Source organism: Geodermatophilus sp. CPCC 206100 (assembly GCF_048569675.1).
Taxonomy (GTDB): Bacteria; Actinomycetota; Actinomycetes; order Mycobacteriales; family Geodermatophilaceae; genus Geodermatophilus.
This window is the reverse complement of sequence record NZ_JAQISV010000004.1, coordinates 109,694-124,459: the sequence shown is the minus strand read 5'-3', so window position 1 is coordinate 124,459 and position 14,766 is coordinate 109,694. Positions and strand designations below refer to the sequence as shown.

The 14,766-nt window shown below is 74.2% G+C and carries 13 protein-coding genes; 8 read left to right on the top strand and 5 right to left on the bottom strand.

Going from position 1 to position 14,766, the window contains the following annotated elements; genetic code table 11:
• Positions 1–16 precede the first annotated feature (16 nt).
• The 3 genes from PGN05_RS02425 to PGN05_RS02415 all read left to right on the top strand — a co-directional run bounded on the left by PGN05_RS02425 (position 17) and on the right by PGN05_RS02415 (position 1,787).
• Complete coding sequence (locus tag PGN05_RS02425; protein ID WP_419750863.1) at positions 17–412, top strand: hypothetical protein; 396 nt, start codon at positions 17–19, stop codon at positions 410–412.
• A gap of 171 nt (positions 413–583) precedes the next feature.
• Positions 584–1,450, top strand: coding sequence for a patatin-like phospholipase family protein (locus tag PGN05_RS02420; RefSeq protein WP_419750861.1), 867 nt, complete (start codon positions 584–586; stop codon positions 1,448–1,450).
• Between the two features lie 91 nt (positions 1,451–1,541).
• Entirely contained in the window at positions 1,542–1,787 is a 246-nt protein-coding gene (locus PGN05_RS02415) for a hypothetical protein (RefSeq protein WP_419750860.1), read from the top strand.
• A gap of 108 nt (positions 1,788–1,895) precedes the next feature.
• On the opposite strand, the gene PGN05_RS02410 is transcribed toward PGN05_RS02415, so the two are convergent.
• Positions 1,896–2,615: a DUF4389 domain-containing protein gene (locus PGN05_RS02410; RefSeq protein WP_419750858.1), complete on the bottom strand. Its 720-nt coding sequence runs from the start codon at positions 2,613–2,615 to the stop codon at positions 1,896–1,898.
• A 407-nt stretch (positions 2,616–3,022) separates the two neighbouring features.
• On the opposite strand from PGN05_RS02410, the gene PGN05_RS02405 reads away from it, so the two are divergent.
• On the top strand, positions 3,023–3,649 hold the full coding sequence (locus PGN05_RS02405) for a TetR/AcrR family transcriptional regulator (RefSeq protein ID WP_419750856.1): 627 nt from the start codon (positions 3,023–3,025) through the stop codon (positions 3,647–3,649).
• Positions 3,650–3,998: 349 nt separating this feature from the next.
• On the opposite strand, the gene PGN05_RS02400 is transcribed toward PGN05_RS02405, so the two are convergent.
• Positions 3,999–5,231 carry an FAD-dependent oxidoreductase gene (locus PGN05_RS02400; RefSeq protein ID WP_419750855.1) on the bottom strand — a complete coding sequence of 411 codons (1,233 nt, stop codon included), beginning with the start codon at positions 5,229–5,231 and terminating at the stop codon, positions 3,999–4,001.
• A 124-nt stretch (positions 5,232–5,355) separates the two neighbouring features.
• On the opposite strand from PGN05_RS02400, the gene PGN05_RS02395 reads away from it, so the two are divergent.
• Positions 5,356–8,085: a LuxR C-terminal-related transcriptional regulator gene (locus PGN05_RS02395; protein ID WP_419750853.1), complete on the top strand. Its 2,730-nt coding sequence runs from the start codon at positions 5,356–5,358 to the stop codon at positions 8,083–8,085.
• 31 nt (positions 8,086–8,116) lie between these two features.
• On the opposite strand, the gene PGN05_RS02390 is transcribed toward PGN05_RS02395, so the two are convergent.
• Together PGN05_RS02390 and PGN05_RS02385 are read right to left on the bottom strand one after the other, a co-directional pair.
• Positions 8,117–8,584, bottom strand: a complete 468-nt coding sequence (locus PGN05_RS02390; RefSeq protein WP_419750851.1) for a hypothetical protein — start codon at positions 8,582–8,584, stop codon at positions 8,117–8,119.
• Between the two features lie 26 nt (positions 8,585–8,610).
• Entirely contained in the window at positions 8,611–9,921 is a 1,311-nt protein-coding gene (locus PGN05_RS02385; RefSeq protein WP_419750849.1) for an aspartate aminotransferase family protein, read from the bottom strand.
• 349 nt (positions 9,922–10,270) lie between these two features.
• On the opposite strand from PGN05_RS02385, the gene PGN05_RS02380 reads away from it, so the two are divergent.
• From PGN05_RS02380 to PGN05_RS02370, 3 genes are all read left to right on the top strand, one after another.
• On the top strand, positions 10,271–11,083 hold the full coding sequence (locus PGN05_RS02380) for an SDR family oxidoreductase (protein WP_419750847.1): 813 nt from the start codon (positions 10,271–10,273) through the stop codon (positions 11,081–11,083).
• A 68-nt stretch (positions 11,084–11,151) separates the two neighbouring features.
• Positions 11,152–12,123: an NAD-dependent epimerase/dehydratase family protein gene (locus tag PGN05_RS02375; protein ID WP_419750846.1), complete on the top strand. Its 972-nt coding sequence runs from the start codon at positions 11,152–11,154 to the stop codon at positions 12,121–12,123.
• Positions 12,124–12,187: 64 nt separating this feature from the next.
• Positions 12,188–13,906: an FAD-dependent monooxygenase gene (locus PGN05_RS02370; protein WP_419750844.1), complete on the top strand. Its 1,719-nt coding sequence runs from the start codon at positions 12,188–12,190 to the stop codon at positions 13,904–13,906.
• 112 nt (positions 13,907–14,018) lie between these two features.
• Here the strand turns inward: PGN05_RS02370 and PGN05_RS02365 are convergent, their stop codons facing one another.
• Positions 14,019–14,762 (bottom strand): SDR family oxidoreductase, encoded by a 744-nt coding sequence (locus tag PGN05_RS02365; RefSeq protein WP_419750842.1) that lies wholly within the window; start codon positions 14,760–14,762, stop codon positions 14,019–14,021.
• Positions 14,763–14,766 lie beyond the last annotated feature (4 nt).

The window sequence follows — 14,766 nt, the reverse complement described above, 5'->3', positions numbered from 1 at the left end:
GAGTCAAGAGAGAGGGGTGCTGTTCGAGGGTGACCGGCCCGAGGTCGTGGTCGATGGTGCGCAGGATCCAGGCCAGCCCGCTGCGGCCCTGAGGACCGGCAGCGTGGTCGACCACGTCCACGGCGACGAGCTCGTCGAGGAAGGTGTCGTCGCCTGCCATCTGGCGTCGGAGCCTCTCCTCGACGATCGCCCGCGCGCCTCGTTCCCCCATGCCGGAAAGCGTCGCATCGCGACGGCGCGGGTTCGTGGTCGACGGTTCTCGGCGCCCGCGCCGGCGGCTGCCCACTCGATGGAGGTGCAGGGGTCGGCGGCGCACTCGCCGGCGACACGACGACCGGCGAGATGTCGTTTGCGCGCCGCGTCGCCGCTGTGCGACCGTCCCGCCGATCGTGACCCCCTCGGCAGGAGGTGAGACCCGTGAACGCGTATCCGCAGTGGGTGCTCCCCTGCAGCCCACGATCACGCGACTGAGGTAGTCGCTCCCGGGAGCGCCCCGCCAGGCACTTCGCGAGAGGCGACTTCCATGAGCAGGACCCCTTCTCCCTCCCTGACCTCCACTGCGCCGACGGGCCCGGAGCGGGCGTTGGTCCTCGGCGGTGGCGGATCCACAGGCAACGCGTGGTTGATCGGCGTCATCGCCGGCCTGTGCGATGCCGGATCGGACGTGACCGACGCCGACCTGATCATCGGGACGTCGGCCGGATCGACGGCCGCGGCCCAGATCACCGGCGCGAGCCCGACCCAACTGATGGCCGACATCCTCGCCGCTGCGCCCCAGCAGCGGACCGGTCCGGTCGGACCCGCCGGTGGACGCGTTCCCACGGGGCCGGTGGCCGAGCACCTGGAGAGGATGAGCGCGATCATCGCTGCCGCTGAGGATGCGGCCGACATGCGCCGCAGGATGGGTGCGGCGGCGCTCGACATGGATGCGGCGTCGGACGGCTCCAGGCAGACGCGGTGGCGCGCTACCGTCGCCGCCCGGCTGCCCAGTCAGCACTGGCCGGACCGAGCAGTGCTCATCACGGTGGTCGATGCCCACACCGGTGAGCCGGTCGCGTTCGACCGCCACAGCGGAGTCGACCTGGTGGACGCCGTCGCCGCCAGCACCGCCGGCGGCCCGCCGTACCGCATCGGCGACCACTGGTACATCGACGGCGGCTACCGGTCCATCGAGAACGCCGACCTGGCGGCCGGCTACCGGCGGGTGCTGGTCCTGTCACCACTGGGCGGCAGCTCGTGGCACCCGCGGGAGTGGGGCACCCACTTGGCAGCCCAGGTCGACGCACTCCGCGCAGGCGGCAGCAGGGTCGAGACGATCACCCCGGAGGGCAGCGCCGAGCACCTGTTCGGCGCCCGCGCGATGGACCTGTCGCTGCGTCCGTCCGCCGCTCGAGCCGGCTACGACCGAGGTCGAGCGCTCGCCGAGCAGCTCACCGAGTTCTGGCGGTGAGCGCACGGTCGTGCACGTGGTGCCTCATCGGCACGGCCAGGCGCAGGACGGCCCGGTGGAGCAGCCTCGGATCCCCCCGACCGAGTACGTGGTGACCGAGTTCGAGCCGAGCCGCTCGTTCACCTGGGTGGCCACCGGCCCGGGCGTCCGCATTACCGCTCGGCACCTGCTCGAGCAACTCGGCACCGGTCGCACGCGCGTGACCCTGGCGGTGGAGCAGGCCGGGCCCGTGGGGGCGGTGATGGGACGGTTCCACCGCCGCCTCACCGATCGCTACCTGACCGCCGAGGCCGAGGGGATCACGGCCAGGAGCGAGGGACGGGTGTCGTCTCGCTGACCCGCCTCCCAGCGCGGCCTGGTCAGCGCGTCACCGGTGAGGACGGTGGCGCCGTCGTCGGCTGTCCTGACCGCCCCGGGCTCGGGTCATCCCGGGGCGGTCAGGGGTTCACCGGGCGGGAACGGGCGGAGGCGGTGCGGTTGCGGCCGGGTCTCCGGAGGGCGCAGGCGAGGTGGGCCACGCGGGGTGCGAGCCGGGGTCGGTGCCGCCCTGGTCGAGCCGGAACGGTGGATAGCGGTCGGTCATCAGCGACGTGTAGGCGGCCACCCGCAGCACCCAGCGGTCCACCCCGAGGATGAAGTCGTACAGCGGCCTGGGGTAGCGGCCCGTGAACAGCAGCACGAGTGCGGCGATGCACACCAGCAGGGAGAGTAGGCTGATGCTCGCTCCCCAGGTGCTGTCGGCGTCCCCGGCCCGGGTGGCCAGCCAGATCCCGCCCCCCACGAAGACCGAGATGATCAGGTAGTGCGGGATGGCCAGGAGCCACCACTTGATCAGCACCAGCCCGCGGGAGAGCCGCTCGGGGTACTCGACGTCGAGGTGGGCGGGGTAGTCGGGCACGTCGGCGAGGGTGAACGGCGGATAGCGGTCGGTGCCCAGCGCCCCGTAGCCGTAGTAGTGCACCCGCCAGCTCCAGCGGAGGACGCCGACGTTGAAGTCGAACAGAGCCCGCGGATAGCGCCCGGTGATCAGGATCGCGAAGAACGCGACCACACCGACCACGGTGAAGGCCAGCCACAGGAACAGCAGCACGACGACGTGCGGGATGAGCAGCAGCCACTTCACCAACCACAGCGCCCTCGACGGGGCGTCCTCTGTCGCGTCCACTCGGACCGGGTACGGAGTGCGGTTCTCTGTCACGTCTCCTCCTCACAGGGCAGGGTCCAGTTCCCCCGTGATGTGGATGGCCCGTCTCAGGCAGGCTCGACGTCGCCGCGGGCCGGGCGCCCGGTGGCTCGTCCGGTCTGCCGGCGGACTCCCCGCCCGCCGGGACCTCAGGACCGAGTAGTGCCCGGGTGGCGGGCCGGCGGAGGCCGTTGATGCGCTCGGGACATCGCGCACCTCCAGGTGTCGCGAGTCAGCCCCTGGCTGAGGCGGCTGCGTGACGGCACGGTAGACCCGCACCTCACCGTTCCACAACCACCAGTTGCGTTAACAAGCCGTAGAATCAGACAACAGCCCTGTCACCTGGGCGTCGCCGCCGCATCCATCCGAAACGGGAGGTCGTGGAACGCATGGACCTCGACCGGGACACCGCCGTCCCCGGCCGGGGCAGGCCACGGGATCGCACCCTCGACGAACGCATCCTCGAGCAGGCCCTCGCCCTCCTCGGCTCGCAGGGCTACGCGGCCATGACCCTCGACGAGCTGGCGGCGCGCAGCGGCGTCGCGAAGACCACCGTCCTGCGCCGGTGGCCGTCGAAGGCCGCGGTCGCCGCCGCCGCAGTCCAGCGGCTGGCCCTGCAGAGCGTCGACGTGCCGGACTCCGGCTCTCTGCGAGGTGACCTGCACGCGCTGCTGCACGGCGCCGTGGACACGTTCGCGCGCGGCCGGGGGCAGTTCGTTCCCCGGCTGCTCCGGGAGTCCGGCCACCACCCCGAGATCACCGAGCTGCTGTTCACCGTCATCCACACCCGCCGACAGGCCTACCGGCGGACCCTGGCGCAGGCCATCGCCCGGGGCGAACTGGCCCCGTCGGTCGACCAGGACCTGATCATCGACCTGCTCATCGGCCCGATCTGGACGCGGCTGCTGATCACCCGGGAGCCCATCACGGCCGAGTACGTCGACTCCATCGTCCGTGCCGTGCTGACCGCCTTCGACGTCGAGTCCGCGGCAGAGGCCTCGGCCGTGGAGTCGTAGCAGCGAACCGGCGGAGCACCCGCGTTCCGCCGCCTGGCTGGCGCCTGGCCCGGGAGCCCTACCCGTTCGAGACGAACTGCCCCGGGGTGTTCGCCGCTGGAGACGTGCGGTACGGCTCGGTCGAGCGAGTAGCCGGTGCGGTCGGCGAGGGGTCGGTGACCGTCGGCTCCGTGCACAGGCACCTCGCCGACCTCAGCGCCGCGGAGGAACGGTCGGCGGGAGTGAGGAGGACGACGCCTGCGTGAGGCCGTGGGTGCCCGAGCCCACGCCCCTGCCCGGGGCGGTCCTTCGTGTTCAGGACGCGATCACCGCACTGGCAGCGGTCCTCCCCGCGACGTGAGGGTCGATGTCAGCGAGGGATGCGTTCGGGGCGGATCCCGATGCCGATGAGCCGGGCGGGGAGGGCCTGGAGCGCGGGGTGGGCCTGCAGCACCCGGAGCAGCCGCGGTGTGCCGACCGGTCGGTCGCCGGAGAGCACCCGGGTGAGGAACCGGCGCTGGATCTGCCGTTGCACCAGTTGGGTGACCACGGTGGGGAGCAATCGGCGGCGACGGACCCGTCCGAGGTGGTGCGACGTCAGGCGGCCGTCGAGCAGGGGAGGAGCCAGTAGCCGGGCCGCCGCGACGGCGTCCTGGACGGCGAGGTTGATGCCCACACCGCCGATCGGGGACATGGCGTGGGCGGCGTCGCCGATCAGCAGGAGCCCGGGCAGGTGCCACCGCGTCAGCCGGTCCACCCGGACGTCCAGCACGCGGACGTCGTCCCAGCCGGTCAACTCCTCCACGGCGGCTCCCATCCCGGGCAGCAACCGGGCCAGCTCCGCCCGGAACGCCGGCAGGCCGCGTTCCCGCACGGCGTGGAAGCCGCCCTTGGGGACCAGGTAGGCCGACTGCCAGTACTCGCCGCGGTCGATGAGGACCAGCAGCCGCCCGCTCGTCAGCCGGCCCGCGCCGCCGAACGAGGGCCCGGATCCGTCGGGCAGCCGGGGCAGCCGGAACCAGAGGACGTCCATCGGCGCGCCGAACTCGCGCGGCCGGAGGCCCGCGTCGGCCCGCAGGCGGGAGTGCCGGCCGTCTGCCGCGACGGTCAGCTGCGCCCGGATCTCGTGCTCGCCGTCGGCTGTCCGGTAGCGCACACCGCGGACCGCGCCGCCCTCCCGGATGAGACCCACGGCCTCGGCGTCCATCCGCAGGCCGAAACGGGGGAGGCCCGCTGCCTGATCGGCGAGGAAGTCCAGGAAGTCCCACTGCGGCATGAACGTCAGGAAGGGGAAGCGGCCGGGCAGCGTGGCGAAGTCCGCGAGGACGAACGTGCCGTCGTCCGTGGTCACGCCGAGGCGCCCGACCTCCTGGTGGGGCAGCCGCAGGAACGCCTCGGCCATCCCCAGGTCGTCGAGCAGGCGCAGCGTCGACGGGTGGATGGTGTCCCCGCGGAAGTCCCGCAGGAAGTCGCCGTGTTTCTCGAGGACGGTCACGTCCACGCCGGCGCGCGCCAGCAGCAGCCCCAGCACCATCCCCGCCGGTCCGCCGCCCACGATGCAGCAGGTCACCTCGGTCCTGTCGTCCTGCTCAGACGCGCGCACGTCCGTCCTCCTCTCGTCCCGGCAGCTCGGATCCGGACACCCACGACCGGCGGATCGGCCGGTCCGCGCCGGGACGGGCGCCACAGCGGTTCACCGGCACCGGACGCGCCGCTAGCGTGGCGCCGTGCTCGCGGGCAGAGCGGACGAGCTGGCCCTGATCGGTCGCGTGCTCGACGACGCGCGCCGGTCCGCCGGGTGCTCCCTGGTACTGCGCGGCGGGGCGGGCATGGGCAAGTCGGTCCTCCTCGACGCTGCCCGGCGGCAGGCCGACGACATGACCGTCCTGCTCGCCCAGGGGGTCGAATCGGAGTCCGAGCTGCCGTTCGCGGGACTGCACCAGCTCCTCCGCGGAACACTCCAGCACCTGCCACGCATCCCGTCTCCGCAGGCCGACCACCTCCGCGCCGCGCTGGGCCTGGCTCGCGGCGGTGCCGTGGACCGGTTCCTGATCTCGGCAGCCGTCCTGAGCCTGCTCGCCGAAGTTGCCGAGACCCGACCGTTGCTGTGCCTCGTCGACGACGCGCACTGGCTGGACGTGGCCTCGGCCGATGCTCTCGTCTTCGCCGCCCGACGCCTGCACGCTGAGGCCGTTGCCGTGGTCTTCGCCGCCCGTGACTCGGGAGGCCGCCGGTTCGCCGCCACTGGGTTGCCGGAGCGGCGGCTGCGGGGCCTCGACCCGGCGGCGGCGGCGCAGGTCCTCGGCGCGCCACGGGGAGCAGACGTGCCGCCGGACATCGCCGTCCGGCTGACCGAGGCGACGGGCGGCAACCCGTTCGCCCTGGTGGAGCTGCGCTCTGCCCTGGCCGCCCGGCAGCTGACCGGAGCGGATCCGCTGCCGGTTCCGCTGCCGCTCACCGACGGCCTCGTCAGCGTGGCCCTGGACCAGGTCCGTCGTCTGCCCGACTCCACTCGGACGTTGCTCCTCGTCGCCGCGGCCGACGACACGGGCAGCGCCGGCACCGTGCTGCGCGCCGCGGCGGAGCTGGGCATCGACCCGGAGGCCATGGCGCCGGCCGAGGCCCTCGACCTGGTGACCGTGGCCGGCGACGACCTCGCCTTCCGGCATCCGCTGGTGCGGTCGGCCATCGTCGCCGCCGCGACCTCTCCCGAGCGGCGGGCCGCCCATCGTGCGTTGGCCACAGCACTGGCCGACGACGCCGACCGCTGCGCCTGGCATCGGGCGAGCGCCGCGGTGACGCCTGACGCCGACGCGGTGGCCGGGCTGGTGGCGGCCGCGGCCCGCGCCCGCCAGCGCGGCGGCCACGACGCTGCTTCGGCCGCGTCGGAGCGGGCGGCGCAGCTGTCCTCCGCCGCTGAGGCCACCCCGCACCTGGTGCAGGCGGCGGTCGACGCCTGGCTCGCCGGCCAGACCGACCGCGCCCGGGACCTGGCGTCGCGGGCGCGTTCCCGCGCCACCGGGCCGCTGCGTCGGGAACTGGACCGGCTGACCGGGATGATCGAGTTCCGCTGCGGGCGGCCGGCGGAGGCGTTCGGGCTCCTCGTCCGCGCCGCCGAGGAGGCCGGGAGCGACAGCCAGGCGGTGCACCTGCTCGCGGAGGCCTCCGAGGCCGCCTCCATCGCCGGCAACTTCGCCGGCTGTGGGCAGGCTGCCGCCATCGCCGACGGTCTGGGCCGGCCGGGTCGGGTGGACGACGCGGTCATCCGGGACTTCGTGATCGGTATGGGCGCCTTCCTCACCGGCGACCGAGAGCGCGCGGTGCCGCTCCTGCGGCAGGCCGTGACCGCGAGCCACCGGCTCAGCGAGGTCGTGCCCATCGCCCAGGCCGGGCGGGCGGCGTGGTACCTCGGGGACGAGGCCGGAGCCCAGGTGCTCTTCGAGCGGGCGGTGCAGCTGGCGCGCGAGCGGGGCCAGCTGGGGCTCCTGCCGTACACGCTCAACCGGGTCGCCGCCGGCGAGGTCGTGGCGGGGCGCTGGGCCTCGGCGACGAGCTACTACGAGGAGGCGCTCGAGCTCGCCCGCAGCACCGGGCAGGACGAGCTGGTGGGGCACCTGCTCGGGGGCCTGGCGCTGCTCGCGGCCTTCCGCGGGGACGAGCGGGGACTGGCCTCGCTCGAGGAGGAGTTCCGCCGGGTCGCCGAACCCCGGGGGCTGCTGCTGCCCCAGGAGCAGGTGGCCTGGGCGGTGGGTCACCTGCACCTCTCCGCCGGTCGCACGGCCGAGGCGTTGGCCGCCTTCCGGCCGATCGTCCACCCAGCGGTCCTCGCCTCGTCGCTGGTCGACCGCGTCGACGCCGCGGTGCGCGCGGGGGAGGTCGCCCTGGCCCGCTCGTGGCTCGTGTCCGCGCTCCCCGAGGCCGGCACGACCGACGCCGGCCACCTCCCCGCGGGACCGGCGCACGCGTGTGCGCTGCTCCACGAGGAACCCGAAGCAGGCCTGCGGCACGCCTGCCGGCCGGAGACCCCGGGCCGGCCCTTCGACCGGGCCCGGGCCGCGCTCGCGCTCGGAGAGATCCTGCGCCGCAACGGCCGCCGGCTCGACGCGCGCACAGCCCTCGGCTGGGCCGTGCACGGACTCGAGCAGCTGGGCGCGGAGCTGTGGGCCGAGCGCGCCCGGCGCGAGCTGCGTGCCGCGGGCCGGTCGATCCGCGCCGACCGGCCCGGCCCGAACGCCGCACTGACGCCCCAGGAGCTGCAGGTGGCCCGGTACGCCGCCCAGGGCCGGTCCACCCGGGACGTCGCCGCGCTGCTCTGCCTGTCCCCGAGGACCATCGACTTCCACCTCCGCAACGTCTTCGCCAAGCTGGGCGTCGCGTCGAGGACCGAGCTGGCCCACCTGCCCCTGGACAGGCTGGCCGGCCCGCGCGCCGAGAGCCGCCCGCGGCGAGCGGGATGACCGCCGGGCCGGGGCGCGGCTCCCCGTAAGGTCATGACCGGTCGGTCCGCACCAGCGACGGCCCGGTCTCCGGCACCGCCTGGCCGCGCCGGACCGGCAGCCGGAAGGCCAGCACGGTCAGCAGGACGGCGGTCAGCGAGACCAGGCTCAACGTCACCGTCTGCAGGACCTCGTCGCTGGTCGTCTGCAGGACGTGCACGTGCTCCTGGTGGTAGAGCTGGTGCGGCAGGTTGGCCACGACCGCGGCCAGGCCGGTCGCGCGGGCGAGCCAGACCCCACCGGTCAGGAGGGCCACGAGCGCGATGACACCGAAGGCCAGGTTGCCCTGCCCGACGTCACGGAGCAGGTGCTCGTTGTAGGGGCCGTCCACGCTCACCCAGTGGCGGCCGAAGCCGGGGAAGTCCCGGTAGAAGGACGCGGGCGCGAACATCTGCCAGGCTCCGGCGGCGAGGCCGAAGAACGCGAACCAGGCCAGCAGGACGTTGACGGTGCGACGCATGGGTGCCTCCTCGGTGTGCGGGGATGTCAGGCCACGGCGGCGAAGGCCCGCCGCGCCGCGTCGACGGTCTCGTCGACGTCGTCGTCGCTGAAGGCGACGCAGATCCGGTTGTCGGTGAGCACGTACGGCGGCAGCAGGACGCCGGCCTCGAGCATCGAGAGACGGAACGCCTCTGCCCGGGCGAAGTCCGCGTCGACCGCCTCACGGAAGGTGACAGGTGCCTCGGCGCGCCAGTTCACGCACCAGGCGGAACCGATGCCGGTCACGACCGCCGACACACCGGTGTCCGCGATCGCCCGGGTCAGCCCGTCGCGCAGCCGGCCGCCCAGGCGGTCGAGCCGTTCGATCCCGCCGTCCTCGAGCAGCGCGATGGTGCGCCGCGCGGCCGCGACCGCGTAGGGAGCCGCGTGGTGCGTCCCGTCGAGGGTCACGGCCGGCCCCAGCAGCTCCATGAGATCGGCGCGCCCGGCCAGTGCGGCGATCGTCCAGCCGTTCCCCAGCGCCTTGCCGAGGGCGGTCAGGTCAGGGGTGACCCCGGCGATGGCCTGGTAGCCGCCGAGGTGGTGGCGGAACCCCGTCTTCACCTCGTCGAACACGAGGACGGCGCCGTGCCGCGTCGACTCCTCCCGCAGGAGCTCGAGGAAGCCGGGGGCGGGGGCGGCATTGGTGTAGCTGTGCAGGTACGGCTCGGCGAAGACGGCGGCGAGCTCCCGTCCCTGCGCGGCGAAGACCTCGCGAACGGCAGCCGCGTCGTTCCAGTCGACGACGGTGGTCCAGGATCCGGCGTCCGGGGCGGCGCCCGCGGAGTTGGGTTCGACGGGGCCGGGAGCGCGCCCCGGGGCGACGTCGAAGTTCGCCCCGACTCCGAGGTCGCCGGTCCAGCCGTGGTAGTGCCCGTGGAACTTGAGGACCCGGCTGCGGCCGGTCGCGGCACGCGCCACGTGCAGCGCGTGCTGGAGCGCGTCCGTCCCCGTGGTGAGGAAGGCGACCTCCTCCGCCGACGGGACGACGGAGACGATCTTCTCCGCCAGTTCCACCTCGCCCGCCTGCGGGCCGACCCAGTTCAGGTCCACCCGGGCGGCCGTCTCGGCGACGGCGGCGTTCACCCGCGGATCGGCGTGGCCGATGACGATCGGCCCGTAGGACAGCAGGTGGTCCAGGAAGCGCCTGCCCTCCGCGTTCCACAGGTAGGCGCCCTGCGCGCGGGTGACGACGTCGCCGTACAGCTCACGTCCACCCGCGGAGACCCCGTGCGGGAGGACGCGCTGCGCGCGCGCGAGCAACTCCGCCCGGTCGACCTGCCGGTCCTCGGTCCCGGCGCGCCGGAGAACGGTCATGGCGTCTCCCTCGGAAGGGCGCCGGTCCGACCGGCGCCGATGAGGGAGACGGTGCGCCCCTCGAAGGCCGCTGCGCACCGGCAGGATCGCCGGGTTCCTCCTGGCGTGGGCGACGCTCGGGACCACCGCCGGGCACGAAACCGGCGCCGCGCGGCAGTTCACCGACCGGGGCCGGGGAGACGCCACTGCCGGGTCGTGCGACGGCGGAACCCGGCGATTCCGCCGGGGCGCGCCGGGCGCGGGCTCCCTACCGTCCCCCTCACCCGCGGCGCGGGCCCGTGCCGGGAGCGGCCATGAGGGGCGCAGTCCCTCGCTCGCGGCCTGCAGCCGCCGTCCCAGGAGGAGTGTCATGACCACCGTCCTCGTCACCGGCGGCTCGGGTCTGCTCGGCCGCGCCGTCGTCGACCGGCTCACCGCGTCCGGCCACAGCGTGCGCGTGTTGAGCCGCACGACGCCCGCCGGGCCAGCGCCGTCCGTCCATGCCCTCCGAGGGGATCTGCACACCGGTGGCGGGCTGGCACAGGCCGTGACCGAGGCCGAGGTGATCGTGCACTGTGCCTCCGACCCCCGCCGCCCCCAGGACGTCGACGTCGCGGGAACCGTGCGGCTCCTCGCCGCCGCGCGCCGGGCCGGCCGGCCGCACCTGGTCTACATCTCCATCGTCGGCGCCGACCGCATCCCCTGGGCCTACTACCGGGCCAAGGTCGCGGCGGAGGGGCTCATCGCGGAGTCCGGGCTGCCGTGGACCACGCTGCGAAGCACGCAGTTCCACGAGTTCAGCCTCTCCGCCGTGCGGCGACTGACCCGATCACCCCTGGTCCCGGTCGTCCGCGGCTGGCGGTTCCAGCCGGTCGACGTCGGCGAGGTCGCCGACCGGCTGGTCGCCGGCGTCGCTGCAGGACCCGCGGGCCGGGTCCCCGACCTCGGCGGCCCCGAGGTGCTCGGCATGGCCGAGCTGGTCCGCGACTACCTGACGGCGGCGGGCGACAAGCGCGTGCTCGTCCCGCTCGCCGTCCCCGGCGGCTTCTCGGCAGCGTTCCGCGCAGGCGCCAACCTCGCGCCGGCCGCCCGGGCGGGGGGACAGACCTGGACGGACTTCCTCGCCTCGTCCGTACCGGCCCGCCGCCAGGTGGCCTCCGCTCGACCGGCCCGGATCCGGTGACCCGGAGCCCCCATCACACAGCCGAGGCACCCGCCGTGGTCCGGCGGCGAGGGCCCGAAGGAGGAGAGATGCGCGTGTTCGTGACCGGTGGGACCGGTGCCCTGGGGACCCCCACCGTCGGCGTGCTCCGGAGCCGGGGGCACGACGTCCGTGCCCTCGCCACCGGACCGGAGTCCGCGGCGAGACTCCGGGCAACCGGGGCGGAGCCGGTGCCGGGTTCGCTGTTCGACCGGGAGCTCGTCGCGACCGCCCTCGCCGGCAGCGACGTCGTCCTCCACCTGGCGACCCGCATCGCTCCGCTGTCCACCGCCCGGCGGCGCTCCGCCTGGGCCGAGAACGACCGCATCCGTGCTCAGGGCACCCGCGTGCTCGTCGATGCGGCGCTGGCCGCCGGGGTGGGCGCCGTCGTCTACCCGAGCTTCGCGCCGGTCTACGCCGACGGCGGAGCCGAGTGGCTCTGCTGGGGGTCACCGATCGCGCCCACGGACGTCCTGGAGTCCACGGTCGTCGCCGAGCGTGAGGTGGAGCGCTTCTCCGCGGCAGGCGGACGTGGCGTCGCGCTGCGGATGGCCGGCGTGTACGGGCCCCACTCGGCGGCGACCCGCGACGTGCTCGCTCTGGCGCACAGGGGCGTCTCGGGATTCGTCGGCCGTCCCGAGGCCTACCAGCCCTTGATCTGGGACGAGGACGCCGCGACCGCACTCGTCGCTGCCGCGGAGTCGACCGAGCTCCGCGGCGGCTACGACGTCGCCGACGACGAGCCCATGACCCGGGAGGAGCTGGCTCGTGCCTTGACGACGGCCGTGCGCCGGCGTTCGGTTCGTCGCCCTCCGACCCCGTTGGTACGAGCCGCGCTGGGGCGGCGCCTCGACTTCTTCCTCCGCAGTCAGCGGGTCTCCAACCGGCCGTTCAGGGATGCGACGGCGTGGGCGCCGCGCGTTCCGTCGGCCGCCGAGGGGCTGTGCCGACTCGGGACGAACTGCCAGGACGACGCGACGGCGACTCCGCACCGGTCGTCCGTCCCGCACGAGGGCCGGTAGGGCAGGACTCGACCCGGCTCCATGCCCGGCGCCGGGACCGGAGCACGAACGAGAGGAGCAGAACGTGACCACGACGCACACCCAGGTGCTGATCGTCGGCGCGGGACCAACAGGCCTGACCCTCGCCTGTGACCTGCGTCGGCGTGGGATCGACTGTCGCCTCATCGACCGCGCCGAGGCATTCCACCACCGCTCGCGCGGCAAGGGGCTCCAGCCGCGCACCCTCGAGGTCTTCGACGACCTGGGCATCGCCCGGTCGGCGATGGCCGTGGGCAGGAGGGACCACCACCTCCGGGTGTACTCGGCCGGGCGTCTGGCGGCCGAGTTGAGGGTCCGCCCCCGCGGCGGGCGCCCCGGCGTCCCCTTCCGCGACCTGTTGATCGTCCCGCAGTGGCAGACCGAGCAGCTGCTGCGCGACCGGCTGGTCTCCCTGGGTGGTGCCGTGGACCTGAGCCGTGAGCTGCGCGCCCTGGAGCAGGACGAGCGCGGAGTCACCGCGACAGTCCTCGACCTGAGCTCGGGCGCTGCCGAGCAGGTCCACGCAGAGTTCCTCGTCGGATGCGACGGAGGGCGCAGCACGGTGCGGGAGGCGGTCGGCCTGCCGCTCCGGGGACGGGCGAAGCCGCAGCGCCTCGTGCTCGGCGACGTGCGGATCGACGGGCTGGCCCGTGACGTCGCCGTCGTCGTCTTCGACGGGGAGGACTACCTGGCCGCCGACCCCCTCACCGGCTCCGGCACCTGGCAGGTGCAGGCCAGCGTCCGACCGGACGCGACCGGATCGACCGAGCGTGCCTCGGTCGAGCTGTTCCAGCGGCTGTTCGCCGAGCGGGGATTCCCGGGCGTCGAGATCCACGACGCGACCTGGTTGTCGGACTTCTCGCCACGAGCGGCGATGGTGGATGCGTACCGGAGCGGTCGCGTCCTGCTCGCGGGCGATGCCGCGCACGTGCACAGCCCGGCCGGGGGACAGGGCATGAACACCGGTGTCCAGGACGCGTACAACCTCGGCTGGAAGCTCGGTCTCGTGCTGGCGGGCAAGGCGCCGCGGTCCTTGCTGGACACCTACCAGGAGGAGCGGCTGCCGATCGCGCGGTCTGTGCTGAAGGGCAGCGACGCCGGGCACGGTGTCGTCTTCTCGGCCCATCCGGTCATCCGTGTCCTGCGGGAGAGGGTGCTGGCTCCGCTCCTGGCACTCGACGCCGTGCAGGAGGCGATCCTCGACCGGTCCGCCGAGCTCGACCTCGGCTATCGCGCTGGTCCGCTGTCGTGCGAGGGGAGCCGTGGCAGAGGCCGGCCGGGGCCGGGTCCAGTGGCTCGCTACCGGTTCCACCGGGGCCCGCATGCCGGCGACCGAGCACCCGACGCACGAGGCACCGACGCGATCACCGGTCGGCCGACGCGGCTGTTCGACCTGTTCCGGGGCACCCACTTCACGCTGTTGCTGTTCGCCGGCACCGCGCCGAGCCACACCGCTCGGGACCGGCTGGGGGCCGTCTCCAGATCCCTCGCCGGCCTGCTCCCCGCCGACGTCCGACTGTGCCTCGTGGTGCCCGACGGCCGCGTGCTCGACGGGCCTGAGCCCCCTGCCGTCCTCCACGACCACCACCGCGAGGCGCACCGCCTCTACGGCGCAGCGGCGACGTCGCTCTACCTGGTCCGCCCCGACGGGTACATCGGGTTCCGCGCGCTGCAGGCAGATCGGGTCGAGCTCCTGGACTACCTGTCGACCGTCGTCGGCCTGCAGGAGGCCTGCCTGACCCTGCTGAACGCGCCTGCCGCATGACCACGCGATCCGCAGAGGCAAGCACGGCGGGCACCCCCTCCTCGCGGTGATCACGTGAGCGGGTCCGGCGCCCTGGATGAGTGGTGGTGGAGGGTCGCGGGTCCAGCGGCCGTCAGCCGCGGCCGACGTAGGGCATCGCCGTCGCGAGGACCGTCAGGCTGGCGACGTTCGCCTCCAGGGGCAGGCCGGCCATGTAGACGACGGCGCGGGCGACGTCCTCGACCGGCATCCGCGGCTCGGGGCGGGTGCTGCCGTCGGCCTGCAGCACGCCGTCGGCCATCCGCTCGGTCATCTCCGTGGCCGCGTTGCCCACGTCGATCTGGCCGCAGGCGATGGCGAACGGCCTGCCGTCGAGGGACGTCGACTTCGTCAGCCCGGTGATCGCGTGCTTCGTGGCGGTGTACGCGGCTGTCCTGGGGCGCGGCACCTGGGCCGCGATCGAGCCGTTGTTGATGATCCGGCCGCCCTGCGGCCGCTGCGCCCGCATGACGCGGAACGCCTCCCGGGTGCACAGGAAGGCACCGGTGAGGTTCACCGCCACGACGGCCTGCCACTCGGCCAGGGGCGTCGCGTCGAGGTCCGTGGCGGGAGCGGACCGGCCGGCGTTGTTGAACAGCAGGTCCACCCGGCCGTGGGTGTCGACGACGCCGTCGAACAGCGCCCGCACCGACGTCTCGTCGGTCACGTCGGTGGGAACCGGGCGCAGGCGGGCGGGGCTCCGTTGGGCCACCGCCTCCAGCGCCGCACGGCGCCGCCCGGCGAGGACGACCTCCCAGCCCTCGGCGGCCAGGGCCAGGGCGGTGGCCGCCCCGATGCCGCTGCCCGCGCCTGTCACGATGGCGACCGATCCGCGCACGTCG